Annotated in this window: 14 protein-coding genes; 5 read left to right on the top strand and 9 right to left on the bottom strand. The window is 69.2% G+C overall.

Annotation, left to right across the window (positions count from 1 at the left end):
• Positions 1 to 24 precede the first annotated feature (24 nt).
• Positions 25 to 1,233 (bottom strand): adenylyltransferase/sulfurtransferase MoeZ, encoded by a 1,209-nt coding sequence (moeZ, locus tag ACFVHY_RS20360; protein ID WP_390275112.1) that lies wholly within the window; start codon positions 1,231 to 1,233, stop codon positions 25 to 27.
• Between the two features lie 58 nt (positions 1,234 to 1,291).
• The gene (locus ACFVHY_RS20355; RefSeq protein ID WP_390275109.1) at positions 1,292 to 2,335 is read right to left on the bottom strand and encodes a DUF3152 domain-containing protein; all 1,044 of its coding nucleotides are present in this window, start codon (positions 2,333 to 2,335) and stop codon (positions 1,292 to 1,294) included.
• A 66-nt stretch (positions 2,336 to 2,401) separates the two neighbouring features.
• Between ACFVHY_RS20355 and ACFVHY_RS20350 the strand changes: the two genes are divergently transcribed.
• Positions 2,402 to 3,157, top strand: coding sequence for a TetR/AcrR family transcriptional regulator (locus ACFVHY_RS20350; RefSeq protein WP_390275106.1), 756 nt, complete (start codon positions 2,402 to 2,404; stop codon positions 3,155 to 3,157).
• Positions 3,158 to 3,236: 79 nt separating this feature from the next.
• On the opposite strand, the gene ACFVHY_RS20345 is transcribed toward ACFVHY_RS20350, so the two are convergent.
• Together ACFVHY_RS20345 and ACFVHY_RS20340 are read right to left on the bottom strand one after the other, a co-directional pair.
• Entirely contained in the window at positions 3,237 to 3,467 is a 231-nt protein-coding gene (locus ACFVHY_RS20345; protein ID WP_004023442.1) for a DUF3107 domain-containing protein, read from the bottom strand.
• Between the two features lie 126 nt (positions 3,468 to 3,593).
• Complete coding sequence (locus ACFVHY_RS20340; protein ID WP_083207443.1) at positions 3,594 to 4,307, bottom strand: ferritin-like fold-containing protein; 714 nt, start codon at positions 4,305 to 4,307, stop codon at positions 3,594 to 3,596.
• Between the two features lie 287 nt (positions 4,308 to 4,594).
• On the opposite strand from ACFVHY_RS20340, the gene ACFVHY_RS20335 reads away from it, so the two are divergent.
• On the top strand, positions 4,595 to 6,229 hold the full coding sequence (locus ACFVHY_RS20335) for a DEAD/DEAH box helicase (RefSeq protein WP_390275102.1): 1,635 nt from the start codon (positions 4,595 to 4,597) through the stop codon (positions 6,227 to 6,229).
• Positions 6,230 to 6,245: 16 nt separating this feature from the next.
• Positions 6,246 to 7,520, top strand: a complete 1,275-nt coding sequence (locus ACFVHY_RS20330; RefSeq protein WP_390275100.1) for a hypothetical protein — start codon at positions 6,246 to 6,248, stop codon at positions 7,518 to 7,520.
• Between the two features lie 32 nt (positions 7,521 to 7,552).
• Here ACFVHY_RS20330 and ACFVHY_RS20325 read toward each other — a convergent pair whose 3' ends face one another.
• Together ACFVHY_RS20325 and ACFVHY_RS20320 are read right to left on the bottom strand one after the other, a co-directional pair.
• The gene (locus tag ACFVHY_RS20325) at positions 7,553 to 8,341 is read right to left on the bottom strand and encodes a ParA family protein (RefSeq protein ID WP_390275098.1); all 789 of its coding nucleotides are present in this window, start codon (positions 8,339 to 8,341) and stop codon (positions 7,553 to 7,555) included.
• Positions 8,342 to 8,441: 100 nt separating this feature from the next.
• Positions 8,442 to 8,873 carry a hypothetical protein gene (locus ACFVHY_RS20320; RefSeq protein WP_055475551.1) on the bottom strand — a complete coding sequence of 144 codons (432 nt, stop codon included), beginning with the start codon at positions 8,871 to 8,873 and terminating at the stop codon, positions 8,442 to 8,444.
• Positions 8,874 to 9,002: 129 nt separating this feature from the next.
• Here ACFVHY_RS20320 and ACFVHY_RS20315 point away from each other — a divergent pair, with 129 nt between their 5' ends.
• Positions 9,003 to 9,953, top strand: coding sequence for a diacylglycerol kinase family protein (locus tag ACFVHY_RS20315; protein WP_175401173.1), 951 nt, complete (start codon positions 9,003 to 9,005; stop codon positions 9,951 to 9,953).
• Here ACFVHY_RS20315 and ACFVHY_RS20310 read toward each other — a convergent pair.
• A complete protein-coding gene (locus ACFVHY_RS20310) occupies positions 9,890 to 11,077 on the bottom strand; it encodes an MFS transporter (protein WP_390275096.1) in 1,188 nt (395 codons plus the stop codon). The two genes, ACFVHY_RS20315 and ACFVHY_RS20310, sit on opposite strands and share 64 nt — an antisense overlap.
• Positions 11,078 to 11,491: 414 nt before the next feature.
• Here ACFVHY_RS20310 and ACFVHY_RS20305 point away from each other — a divergent pair, with 414 nt between their 5' ends.
• A complete protein-coding gene (locus ACFVHY_RS20305; protein ID WP_004023450.1) occupies positions 11,492 to 11,746 on the top strand; it encodes a WhiB family transcriptional regulator in 255 nt (84 codons plus the stop codon).
• 121 nt (positions 11,747 to 11,867) lie between these two features.
• On the opposite strand, the gene ACFVHY_RS20300 is transcribed toward ACFVHY_RS20305, so the two are convergent.
• On the bottom strand, positions 11,868 to 13,373 hold the full coding sequence (locus tag ACFVHY_RS20300; RefSeq protein WP_390275093.1) for a sensor histidine kinase: 1,506 nt from the start codon (positions 13,371 to 13,373) through the stop codon (positions 11,868 to 11,870).
• A gap of 39 nt (positions 13,374 to 13,412) precedes the next feature.
• A complete protein-coding gene (locus tag ACFVHY_RS20295) occupies positions 13,413 to 13,628 on the bottom strand; it encodes a biotin/lipoyl-binding carrier protein (RefSeq protein WP_033206071.1) in 216 nt (71 codons plus the stop codon).
• Positions 13,629 to 13,846 lie beyond the last annotated feature (218 nt).

Raw genomic sequence — 13,846 nt, 5'->3', positions numbered from 1 at the left:
CGACGTGCGGATCGATGACCGGGCTCAGTAGACCGGCAACGTCTTGTCGACCTGGTTCGCCCACGCGGTCACGCCGCCCTGCAGATGCGTGGCGTCGGCGAAACCGGCTCGTTTGAGCGCGGCGAGCGCCTCGGCGGACCGGATGCCGGTCTTGCAGTAGAGCACGGTGGGCCGGTCCTGCGGCACCTGGGCGAGACCCTCGCCGGAGAGGATGTCGCCCTTCGGGATAAGGGTCGCGCCGTCGATGCGGACGATGTCCCATTCGACGGGCTCCCGGACGTCGATGATCGCCAGCTTCTCGCCCGCGTCGATCTTCTGCTTGAGTTCGACGGCGGTCAGCGTCGACCCCGCGGCGGCGTCGGACGCCTCCGAGGAGACGACACCGCAGAAGTCGTCGTAGTCGATGAGACCGGCGATCCGCTCACCCTCCGGATCCTTGCGGATCTTGATGGTCCGGTAGGTCATGTCGAGGGCGTCGTACACCATGAGTCGACCGAGGAGGGGCTCGCCGATCCCACAGATCAGCTTGATGGCCTCGGTGCCCATGATCGATCCGATCGAGGCGCAGAGGATGCCGAGTACACCGCCTTCGGCGCAGGACGGCACCATCCCGGGCGGCGGTGCCTGCGGGTAGAGGTCACGGTAATTGAGACCGCGGCCGTCGGGGGCGTCCTCCCAGAAGACCGAGGCCTGACCCTCGAAGCGGTAGATCGACCCCCACACGTAGGGCTTGTGCGCGAGGACCGCGGCGTCGTTGACCAGGTACCGCGTCGCGAAGTTGTCGGTGCCGTCGAGGATGAGGTCGTACTGCGAGAACAGTTCGATCGCACCCTCGGGCTCGAGCCGCTGGTCATGCAGGTTGACGGTGACGAAGGGGTTGATCTCCAGGATGGAGTCCCGCGCGCTCTCGGCCTTGGGCCGGCCGATGTCGGACTGGCCGTGGATGACCTGTCGCTGCAGGTTGGATTCGTCGACGATGTCGAACTCGACGATGCCGATCGTCCCGACTCCCGCCGCAGCGAGGTACAGCAGTGTCGGCGAACCCAGTCCGCCGGCGCCGATCACCAGCACCTTGGCGTTCTTCAGACGCTTCTGACCGTCCATCCCCACGTCCGGGATGATCAGGTGACGGCTGTAGCGGGCCACCTCTTCGTTGCTCAGTTCCGCGGCCGGTTCCACCAGCGGCGGCAGCGACCCTGTGGGCGACCCTTGCGATGACACGAACGCCTCCATTGTTCGGGCTGACTACGTACCCCCGGCACAACGGATGAGTCCGCGGCGGCATTCCCGGTCAGCGGGTGGGGAACGGCCAGGGATTGGGACGGCACACGAAGGTCCGGTTGGCCTTCATCTGCGGGTCGAGGGCCATGATCTCGGAGTTCGCGACGCCGAAGGACTGCTGCATCATGATCGGCGCGAGCGCGCCGTCCTCGCGGCACGCCTCGTGCGCCTCGTAGCCGATGCCGTGACCGACCTCGTGGTTGATGAGGTACTGCCGGTAGGCGACGTCGTCACCCTGATAGGACAGCGCACCGCGCACCCATCGGGCCTCGTTCAGCGTCACCCGCGCCTGCGGCGGGTAGTAGCAGGAGGTCTCCAGGCGGATCTGGTACCCGCACAGCTCGCGGGTGGTGCCGGTCGAGGTGAGCGAGATGCGGAGGTCGGGTTCGCCGCGATCGACACGGCGGAAGGAGACGCGGCCGTCGCCGATCCAACTGCGCGGGTTGGCCAGCGTCGTGTCCACCATCTTCGCGAAGGTCGGGTCACCGCCGTAGTCCTGCGGGTCGAGGCCGTTCTCCACCTCCACCGTGTAGGTGTACACCTGCCCGCCGGTGCCGACGGGCGGACCGCCGCCGCGCAGAACCCGGAACGTCTTGCGGGCCCGGTCGGTGAACGGGCCGCCCTGGGGCAGCGTCCCGGCGGGCAGCGCGGCCGCCTGGATGTCGCCGGTGGGGGCACCGATCGGGCGGGTCTCCTTGCTGATGTCGGTGTTGCGCGCCGCGGAGTCGGGGCTGGCGGCCGCCGCCGGCTCGAGCGCATCGGTCCGGCCGTCCCGGATGGTGACGACGATCAGCGCGATCGTCAGGATCGTGAGCACCGGGATCGCATAGGCACGCCACCCATAGGTCGAGACGAACCGCCCGAGCGCCGACTGCTTCTTGTATTCCGGCTGGGCATCGCGGTCGACGCGGGGACGTCCGCTGTCGTCGGTCGGGTCCCAGCGCGCTCGTAGCGGCTGGTCCGGTCTGGGGCGTCCCGACGATCTCGGGCCGACATCCTTGGCACGCACCCGGCCACGCTCGGACCCGGGGCCACCGTCCTCTGTGCGGCTCACCGGTCAACTTTCTCACAGCAGACCACCGATACTGCGCAGGAAGCTCCGCCGAGTACTCTCTTGGGCATGTCGACCGCAACCAACGCGTCCGCCGTGCCCGGCCGCAGCACTCGCCTGCCGCGCAGCGCACGACGTATGCAGTTGCTCGACGCGGCCAGTGAGATCTTCGTCGAACGCGGCTACCACGCGGCCGGCATGGATGAGATCGCGGTGCACGCGGGAGTGAGCAAACCCGTTCTGTATCAACACTTCCCGTCGAAGCTCGACCTGTACATCGCGGTCGTGGACTCCCACGCCGAGAAGCTGGTGAGCGACGTCAACACCGCCCTGCGGACGACCACCGACAACCGTAAGCGCGTCCGTGCCGCGGTCCAGGCCTTCTTCGACTTCATCGATCAGGACAACTCGGGCTACCGGTTGATCTTCTCCTCCGATGCCTCCGATCCCGCCGTCATCCGCCGGGTGGAGGGCGCGACCGAGGCGTGCGTCGATGCCGTGTACGGCCTGGTCATGCACGATTCCGGCCTCGACCCGTACCGTTCGCGGATGCTCGCGTCGGGGCTCGTCGGCGCCAGCCAGGTCAACGCCCGCTACTGGCTCGAGGCCAAGCGCCCGGTCGACAAGCAGACCGCTGTGGACACCACGGTCGCCCTCCTCTGGGGCGGGTTGTCGCACTTCCCGCGACAGACGGCGTCGGCCGACGCGCAGCCGGTCGTCGAGCCGGGCACCGAAGTCACCGGCGCCGGGAGCGAAGCGAGCGGGCCGAATGTGACCGGCGCCGGGAGCGAAGCGAGCGGGCCGACTGTCAACGGCACCGCCTGAACCCACTTCCGATACGAGAGGGGGCCTGCACGCCATCCGGCGTACAGGCCCCTTTTCGTCGATCTGGTTGTGCCGCCCGTCAGGAACCGAATCCGACGCGGCGGTTCTCCGACGCACCCACCTCGACATAGGCGATCTTGGTGACCGGGATGAGGTAGCGGGCGCCCTTGTCGTCCACGAGGGACAATAGCTGCTGCTTGCCACCCAGTGCCGCCTCGACCTCGGCGAAGGCCTTGTCGCTGGTCAGGGTCGACGCGATGGTCAGCTCCCGCGGGCTGTCGGTGATGCCGATCTTCACTTCCACGGCCATGTGCCGCCCTCCTCGGTGTCTGTCAACGCTTGCCGCACAAGGCTAGTGCAGCCGGGGTACGGCGGGACAGCCACTCCGCTCAGAGCGAAACACCGTGGGCGGACGACCGTCGTGGCCAGGGCCGACTCAGGCGAGGCCGAGGTCCGCCATCCGCTCGGCGTGTTTGCCGGCGACGACGTCGAAGAACCCGGCGACGCCGGTCAGCGAACTGGCCCCGGCGAAGAGCAGATCGGTGACCTCTTCCTCGGCGGCGAGAACCCACTGCGCATGGGTGATGGCCTCACCGAGCAGCCGGCGACCCCACAGGACCAGGGCCGATTTGATCGACGGGTCGGCCTCGACGGCCGCCCGGACCTGGTCCCGGGCGAACTGGGAGTTGGCGGTTTCCGACATCACCTCGGCCATCACGGCCTGTGAGTCCGGCGGCAGCATGTCGGAGAGTTCGGCGTAGAAGTCGGCCGCGAGTCCGTCGCCGACATACGCCTTGACCAGCGCCTCGTACCAGGTCTTCGGAGTCGTCGCGCGGTGATACTGATCGAACACCGAACGGTAGCGCTCGACCGCTTCCGCGGCGCCGAGGCCGGTCATCGCCTCCACCCGCTCGGCGAGCCGGTCGAAGTGACCGACCTCGGAGGCCGCCATCCGGGCGATCGCGATGCGGCTGGGCACATCCGGCGCCATCGCCGACTCCTCGATGAGCCGGTGGAACGCGGCGAACTCGCCGGCGAGCAGCACGGCGAACAGCTTCCCGATCGCCGAATCCCGCATCTCGGCCGACGCCACCGAGGTGGACGTCGCAGGTGACGGGGTCGACTCGGACGGGTCGGATGCTGGCGCCATGAGGTGATGGTAGCGGGCCGCCGCGGGGCACCAAGTACACTCGACGGCGGTGCACTCCGACGGGACCCCCCGTCGCTTGCCCGCTGAGCTGCGCGTGGAGCGCGTGCTCGCCGGCGCGAGCGTGTGGATGTGACGACGGCGTTGCTCGCCGAACTGCGAGTTCCTCGCGATACCCGGTCACATCCCCGGTGCCACTACGACATATGCGCGTGCACTTTCGAGCCTTCTCCGTGCGCGCACCGAAACACATCGCGCGCAGACCGGCCCAGAAAGGCACACAACCGCACATGAGCGATTCCGCCGTGCAGACGACCATCGTCGACGACACCCATACCGCCCCCACCTTCGCCGAGCTGGGCGTCGACGACCGTATCGTCTCGGCCCTGGCCGCAGACGGCAAGACCCACACCTTCGCGATCCAGGAACTGACCCTGCCGCTGGCGCTCGAAGGCCACGACCTCATCGGCCAGGCCCGCACCGGCATGGGCAAGACCTTCGGTTTCGGCATCCCGCTGCTGCACCGGCTCGCCCATGCCGAGGAGTCCGGGGTCCGTCCGCTGGACAACACTCCCCGCGCGCTGATCATCGTGCCCACGCGCGAGCTGTGCGTGCAGGTGACCGGCGATCTCCAGGTGGCGGCACCGTCGCTCGAGGTCATTCTTGCCGATGGGACGAAGCGCCCTCTGAAGGTCACCTCGATCTACGGTGGCCGTCCCTACGAGTCGCAGATCGCCGAACTGCAGTCCGGCGTCGACGTCGTGGTCGGCACCCCGGGCCGGCTCCTCGACCTCGCCCAGCAGGGCCACCTCGTCCTCGGCAAGGTGTCGATCCTGGTCCTCGACGAGGCCGACGAAATGCTCGACCTCGGCTTCCTGCCCGACATCGAGCGCATCATGTCCGCACTGCCGACGCCTCGTCAGACGATGCTGTTCTCGGCGACCATGCCCGGTCCGATCGTCACCCTGGCCCGCACGTTCCTGAACCGGCCGACCCACATCCGGGCCGAGAACGCCAACGACTCCGCGGTCCACGACCGCACCAAGCAGTACGCCTACCGGGCGCACGCGCTGGACAAGGCCGAGCTCGTCGCCCGCATCCTTCAGGCCGAGGGTCGCGGCGCGACGATGATCTTCACCCGCACCAAGCGCACCGCGCAGAAGGTCGCCGACGATCTCGCCGAGCGCGGCTTCAAGGTCGGCGCGGTCCACGGCGATCTCGGCCAGGTTGCCCGCGAGAAGGCGCTCAAGCGGTTCCGCGACGGCACCATCGACGTGCTGGTCGCCACCGACGTGGCCGCCCGCGGCATCGACATCGACGACGTCACCCATGTCATCAACTACCAGTGCCCCGAAGACGACAAGACCTACGTGCACCGCATCGGCCGTACCGGTCGCGCCGGGCGCACGGGCATCGCGGTGACCCTCGTCGACTGGGACGAGCTGCACCGCTGGGAGCTCATCGACAAGGCGCTGAATCTCGGTATCCCCGATCCGCCGGAGACCTACTCGACGTCCGAACATCTCCGGTCGGACCTGTCGATCGACGAGTCGAAGACGGGCCGGATCGCCGCCGCCAAGCCGCCGCGCGACCCCGACGAGACCCGGGAGACGCGCGCGGACCGCGAGCCGCGCAAACGCTCGACCCGCACCCGCCGTCGCACCCGGGGCGGACAGACGGACGGCAATGGCACGTCCACCGAGTCGGCTGCCGAGTCCGCGACAACCGAGACCACGACAACCGAGACCACGACAACCGAGATCACGACGACCGAGTCCGGCAGCGACACCGCCGCCGGTGACGGCACCGCGAAGCCGCGCCGCCGTCGTCGCCGTCGGGGTGGCGCCAACCGCAAGCCCGCCGGCGAGCAGACCGCCACGTCCGACGCCGGCGCGTCGGAGTCCACAGCAGCTGTCGCCGACTGACCACCGGCTGACCCGCGTGGCACGAGTCAGGCCCGAACGGCGCCGCCCGATCGATCTCGCGGTCACCGCGGCCATCGTGGTCGTCGTCGCGGCCCTGTGCGTCACCGCCTGGGCCCTCAGCCCGGTTCGCCACACCACGAGCGTGCCGGCCGCGGCCGAACCCGCCGCGGTGCAGCCGGCACAGTCCGTGCCCGCGAGTTTCGTCGCGCGCTGGCGTGCCGACTCCGACGCCACCCGCGCCCCCGCGATCGGCACCTCCGCCGTCGTCACCGGGAACGGCGGACGGGTCGTCGGGCACGACCCGGCCACCGGTCGCGAACTCTGGTCGTACAGCCGCGATCTCGACCTGTGTGCGGTCGGCACCGCCTGGACCGGGAGCGCCGATCTGGCGCTGGCCGTGTACCGCAACAGCCGCGGCTGCTCGGAGGTGACCGCTCTCGATGCGGGCACCGGCAGCCGGAAGGGCGCCCGCACCAGCGACGCCGACCCGGAGGTCCGGCTCGCGACCGACTCGGGGTACGTCGTCGCGCAGGGCCCCCGCCGGATGGAGACCTGGGGCTCCAATCTCGTTCGCGGAATCGAATACGGCCGGGTCGAGGCGCCGGTCCGACCGGAGGACGCGCCCGATCGCGTCGACTGCGAGCTGTTCTCGTCGGTGGTGTCGGGCGATCGCGTGGCCGTCGTCGAACGCTGCGCCGACGACCCCGGGTATCGGCTCACGGTCCTCGGCGCGGTACTCGGCGACGACGAGAAGGTCGAACAGTACGGGTCGACCCTCATCACCGGCGACGTGAGCGGACCGCCGCCCGTGGTCATCGCGATGTCGTCGTCGGGGATCGCCGTGTACGACGGTGGCGCCGCACCGGCCGAACCGCCCACGTTCGACGCCGAGAGCGGGCCGGCGATCCGCCGGTTCGACACCGACGCGAACGCGGCGGGGAGCAACACCGTCGCCGGTGACTCGACGCCGCCCGCCGGCAGCGTCCCGATCTCCTCCGACGGGATCGTCACCTACTGGACCGGGAAGGCGACCGTCGTCCTGAATGCCCAGACGCTGAATCCGATCTACCAGGTCCCCGGCACATTGGGACCCGGCCAGATGATGGCGGGACAACTCCTGCTGCCGAGCACCACCGGGATCAGCGTCCGCGATGTCGCGACCGGCCGGGAGATCCGGTCCATCCCGCTCGCCCGGAGCGAACCGGCCGCGCCCGTGGTGAGTCTGCGTGTCCTCGGCGACATCGTCGTCGAACAGCACGGACCACGGATCGAGGCCTTCGGTCCGGGCTGACCCCACGGCCCCCCGAACCTCAGACCCGACTGTCAGACCTCGAAGGTGCCGACTTCGGCGCCCGCCTCCCAGTGCTTCCACAGATTCTCGGCGAGCGCGCGATATGCCATCGCGCCCTTGTTCTTTCGGCCCCGCATGACCGACGTCCCGGAGGCGGAGGCCTCGGCGAAACGCACCGTGCGCGGGATGGGCGGGTCGAGCACCGGCAGGTCGTACCGATCGGCCACGTCGGCGAGAACGTCGCGGCTGTGCGTGGTCCGGGCGTCGAACAAGGTGGCCACCGCACCCAGCATCGTGAGGTTCGGGTTGGTGATCTGCTGGACCTCCCGGACCGTGCGCAACAGCTGCCCGACGCCACGATGGGCGAGCGTCTCGCACTGCAGCGGCACGATCACCTCGTCCGCCGCGGTGAGACCGTTCAGGGTGAGCACGCCGAGCGACGGCGGGCAGTCGACGATGACGACGTCGAAGTCCTCGCTCACCTCCGCGAGTGCACGCTTGAGGGCATACTCCCGCCCCGGGCGCATCAACAGCAGCGCCTCGGCGCCGGCCAGGTCGATGGTCGCCGGCAGCAAGGTGACCTTGTCCTCGGTGTCGAGCAGGACATCGGCGATCTCCTCGTCACCGAGCAACACGTCGTGGACCGAGGAGGTGAGCTGATCGGGATCGTGCCCGAGCGAGAAGGTGAGACACCCTTGCGGGTCGAGATCGACGACGAGGACCGAGACGTCGAGATCGGCGAGGGCGGCACCGAGGGATTCCACCGTGGTGGTCTTTGCGACCCCACCCTTCTGATTGGCAATCGCGAGGATGCGCGTCATGCGCCCTACTGTACGACCGCCCGGGCGTCGATCGTCGGATGAGAGTCCACCTCGGCTGCGCGGCACTCCCGGACGGAGGAGAGCCAGCCGGAGGAGGATGTCAGCGCTCGGGTTCGAGTTCGTCGGCGAGCCACCTCATGGACGCCGGACTGAACAGCATCACCAGGACCGCGAGCGCCGCGAGCGCCAGCGGCACGCCGAACACCGGCCATCCGCTCGTGAACAGGTAATACGCCACCGGCAGCAGCAGGATCTGCGCCACCATGGCGATCGAGCGTCCCCACCGCCGCCCCGAGAGCAGCGCCAGACCGCCGACCAGTACTCCCCCGCCGATGATGCCGAACCAGGCCGCGGTGCCGTAGCCGCTGATGGTGGTCTCCTCGTGCCCGGCCAGGCCGCGCACGACCAGGATCACCGCGACCGCAACACCGGCCAGCCCCTGCAGCGTGGTCACCGCACCGGCGATCTTGATCTGGCGCGGGGTCACCGACGGATCGGTGTCGGACTCCGGACGGCCGTTCTCGGTGCTCACCGTCCCAGGATATTTGGTCCTCCCGCGCGGACCTCCGCGGGTGTGTGCACCGCAGCGACGGCGCCGTACACATCCGCGCGATTACGCGCGGGCGGCGACGACCCCATATCCTCGGGTGTCGTGCGTGTCATGCTCATCGTCAACCCGTTCGCCACCGCGACCAGTCCGGCCGGCCGCGACGCGCTGGCGCACACCCTGAGCGCGCATTTCCACCTCGACGTCGAACTCACCACGCACCGCGGGCATGCGTTCGAGCTCGCCGCGCGCGCCGCGGCCGAGGACTTCGACACCGTCATCGTGCACGGTGGCGACGGATCGGTGAACGAGGCCGCCAACGGACTGCTCGACCCGCCGTCGAGCAGCGATCCCGACCGGCGGCGGCCCGCCCTGGCCGTGATCCCCGGCGGTAGCGCCAACGTCTTCGCCCGCACGCTGGGGATCGATCCCGACCCGCTGCTGGCGACACAGCAAATCATCACCCTCCTCGACGCGGGACGCAGTCGCCGGATCGGACTCGGCCACACCGACGACCGCTGGTTCCTGTTCAACACGGGCATGGGCATGGACGCGGTCGTCATCCACGCGATGGAGGACAAGCGGCACGCGGGCAAGACCGCGACGCCGGCCCGATACCTGTGGACCACGATCACCAGCTTCCTGAAGCAGTCCGGATCGTCGGCCACGTTCGACGTCGAGATCCCCGGCCGGGACCGGATCGTCGGCGCGCGTTACGGTTTCGTGTCCAACACCAGCCCGTGGACCTATCTGGGACCGCGCGAGATCCGCACCAACCCCGGCACCGGTTTCCACACCGGCCTCGGGGTGTTCGTGGCGACCTCCACCGGCGTGTTCCGTAACCTCCCACTGGCGACGCGACTCCTGTCGCAGGCAGATCCGAAGGCGCGCCACCTCTTTCGGGATGACGACGTCGACGAGGTGTGCTTCCGCGCGGAGGCCCCGATCGACGTCCAGATGGACGGCGATTACATCGGGGCGTTCCGCGACATACGTTTTCGTCATCGCCGTGACGCCCTCACGGTCATCGCACCGCCGATCAGCACCGCCGACATCACGACGTAGGGCAGCGCCGCCGCCGCGAAGAGCCCGGCCGGCCCCAGCCATGTCGACCCCAGCGCCCAGCCGGCGAAGGCCAGGATCGCGACCATCTCCTCGCCCATCCCGGCCAGCGAGGTGACGGTGGCCCGCGACGCCGAACTCAGATGGTCCTGCAGCTCGGCGTCGGCCACGACCCGCGCCCACCCCAGGATCCCGAACGCCGTCGCGACGCCCGCGGCCCCCACCGGGTGCCCCCACAGCGCCGACCCGATGAGCACGACCGCGCCCAACCCGACCGCAGGCCCGATCGCGTCGACCGACCGGAACCGCCCCGCCGCGAGCGCGCCGCCGATGTCACCGGCCGACACCACGGTCATCAGCAGCGCGACCGCCGCCGGATCGGGCTCGGCGGCGTCGGCCACGAACGACGCGATCAGCAACGGGAGATACTCGTCGAGCGCCGCGACCCAGGTCAGCGCCACGCCCAGCAGCAACATGCGCCGTGCGACCGGCTGCGTCCGCACCGAGCCCCAGCCGTGGCGGACGATCTCCCGCCAACCGAGGTCGGGGTCCGCGTCCTCTGGTTCCGGTAGATCGGCGGCGCCCCGAGCCTTCTCGGGCAGCATCGCCGAGATCACCGAACACAACACGCAGGCGACGACGCTGGCGGCGCCCGCGGCGTCGTAACCGCCCCACGCGAACAACGGTGCGGCCGCCGCGGTGCCGCCGATCACTCCGATCGCTCCGGCCGCCCGCATGAGCCCGGTCAGTCGGGCGTAGTCCTGCGAGCGCCCCAGTCGGTTCAGCTCGTCGTAGACCAGCGCTTGTGTCGTGCCGGACCGTAACGCACCACCGAGGGCCCACAGGACGAATCCGGCGGCGAAGGCGGCGAACGACGGCGCCACCGTCCACAGCGCGAAACCCGACGCGGTGATCAACGGACCGGCGACCAGCAGCTTCCGTCGGGACACGCGGTCGGCCAGCACACCGGTGGGGACCTCGACGATGACCGACGACACCGACCAGATGACGAACAGCGCCGAGATCTCGGCGGGCCCGAGCCCGGCGCCCGGGATCCCGGGGTCGGCGAACAGGACGGCGTAGAGCGGGTAGAGCGGGATGAGGTCTTCGAGGAGGGCGGAGCCCACCGCCGCAGCTGTCAGCCTGCGGTGGGGCCGCCGGGGCGGTGTGGATCAACATCGTCGGCGCATGTGGTGAACAATACCCTCGGCGTCCGGCCACGTCACGAGCGTTTTTCACCGGCGACGGGGTCCCGACCTGCAGAAAGTCGTCGACACTACCGCCGCGAGACGCGTAGGCTACAACAAGGCCGTGAGACAAAGTGCCCGGACCCCCCTTCGGGAGTCCGCGACCGGAGTGCTAGGCGGGCGACGTGATGTTGCCCACGTGTGAAGCAAACCCATTGACTTCGGCCCGATTCGTGAAAGTATTCACAAGCAACAACGCGGAAACATTTGGTGCGCCGCGTGAACTGAGAGTTACAGCCGACAATCACCAGCAAGACGATCGAGTGGTGCGAACGCGCCCGAAGGAGTAGTGGAATGGACTGGCGTCACAAGGCCATCTGTCGCGACGAGGATCCGGAACTGTTCTTCCCCGTGGGGACCAGCGGCCCGGCCATCGCACAGGTCGCCGACGCGAAGCTCGTCTGCGCGCGGTGCCCCGTCACCGCCGACTGCCTGTCGTGGGCCCTCGAGTCCGGCCAGGATGCCGGAGTGTGGGGCGGCATGAGCGAGGACGAGCGACGCGCACTCAAGCGCCGTACCGCACGTACGCGTACCCGGAGCAGCGTCTAGGCCTCGACGGCCGGCGTCGTCCCGGACTCGAAGAAACCCGGCCACGGCCGGGTTTTTTCGTGCTCTCGTCCGCCGAGTCCGGCGGAAACCGCTGCCAGACAATGCGGTACGCGACCACGGCTCACGAACGCAGCGGAATGTAGACACCCACTTCGGTTCCCGGGCCACCCGGATTGGACCGGACATCGAGCTCACCGCCCAGTTCGATGGACACCAAGGTCTTGACGATCTGCAGGCCGAGATGGTCGGACGTGGCCAGATCGAAGTGCTCCGGGAGGCCGGAACCGTTGTCGCGGACCGCTATTCGAAGTCCGCGCACATCCCGTTCGGCGACGACCGCGATCTCGGCGTCATCGTGCGGCGCGGCGTCGAAGCCGTGTTCGATCGCGTTCTGGATGAGTTCGGTGAGGACCATCACCAGCGGCATCGCGAGTTCGGCGGTCAGCACGCCGAGCCGATCGCGATGGCGCACAGCCACCCTCGCCTCCCCCGACGCGACATCGACCAGGATCGGGACCAGACGATCGACGACCTCGTCGAGGTCGACCTCCTCGTCCACGCTGCCCGACAACAACTCGTGGACGAGCGCGATGGAGGCCACTCGGCGCACCGCCTCGTTGAGCGCCTCGCGGGCGTCGGAGTTCGACGTGCGCCGCGCCTGTAGTCGCAACAGCGCCGACACCGACTGCAGGTTGTTCTTCACGCGGTGGTGGATCTCACGGATGGTGGCGTCTTTGCTGATGAGTGCACGGTCGCGTCGCTTGACCTCGGTGACGTCCCGGATCAGGACGACGGTTCCGGTCGTCTCGCCCCGCGGACGCAGCGGCACGGCGCGGATCAGGGCCGTCGCGCGGCGGGCGTCTGCCTCCACCCGCATCCCGATGTCGCGGTAGGGGCCGGTCGGGATCTCGGCCACGCCGGCCGCGATGTCGAGCATCAGCGCGACGTCGTCGGCCTCGAACGGTTCGGTGATGAGTTGCTTGACGACGTCGGACAAGCGGGTGTGATTGAGTTCGGCGGTCCACCCCATCCGGTGGAAGGCCGACAGCGCGTTCGGGCTGGTATAGGTGACGAGTCCCTGTCCGTCGAGACGGACGAAACCGTCGCCGGCGCGGGGCGTCGACAACCCGCGCGGATTCCCCTCCTCGTGCGGAAAGGTGCCGTCGGCGACCATCTGGCACAGGTCGTCGGCCGAGTCCTGATAGGCGAGTTCGAGCGGCGACGGCAGGCGCGGGTGGGTGAGGTCGACAGCTCGGGTCGCCACGGCGATCACCTCGCCGTCGAAGCCGACCGGAACCGCTTCCTGCCGCATGGCCGTCGCGCCGAACCAGGTGGGGTCCTCGTCGCGCAGGATGCGGACGGAGGTGAAGGCGCGCAACACCTGTGGATGGGCCTCGGTGTCGATGACGCGGCCGACCTCGTCGGTCGGGAAGACCGTCGAGGCCGTGTTGGGACGGCATTGCGCGACCGTGACGACCGCGCCGGCCTCCGTGCGCACCGACAACAGGAGGTCGGCGAACGAGAGGTCGGCGAGCAGCTGCCATTCGGCGACGAGGCGCTGCAGATGCGCGGCCGCCGAGTCGGACAGCGTGGTGTGTTCGGCGAGCAGGTCGGAGAGGGTGGACATCTCAGTACACGGGGTCGACGAGGGGCCGGGGCCGATTCACTACTCGAAGACGGCGATCACATCGCCGGCCTGGATGACGTCGCCGACCTCGACCTTGACCTCGGCGAGCGTGCCCGGCTCCTCGGCCAGCACGGGGATCTCCATCTTCATCGACTCCAGCAGGACCAGGGTGTCGCCGACCTCGATCTGCTCCCCCGCGGCGACGCGCACCTCGAGGACACTCGCGACGATCTCTGCCACAACGTCTTCTGCCATGCACCCAAATTAGCCCACGGCGTCGTACCCGGAGGGCCCGGTGCCGGGGGCGTCAGCGGAGGTGTTTTTGGCACGTGGGAGAATCCCTGAGACACTGTGATGTCCCGATCACCAGGGATGTCTTCCCCGGATGACACCAGGGATGTCCTCCCCGGCCGATGCCAGGGTTGTCTCAGCACGGCTGAACCAGTACACGGCGGGCCCGGTCCCACGGCGCC

Source organism: Gordonia sp. NPDC127522 (genome assembly GCF_042672305.1).
Classification (GTDB): domain Bacteria; phylum Actinomycetota; class Actinomycetes; order Mycobacteriales; family Mycobacteriaceae; genus Gordonia; species Gordonia hongkongensis.
Note: the sequence above shows the minus strand (reverse complement) of the source record. Positions and strands in the feature narration are given on the sequence as shown.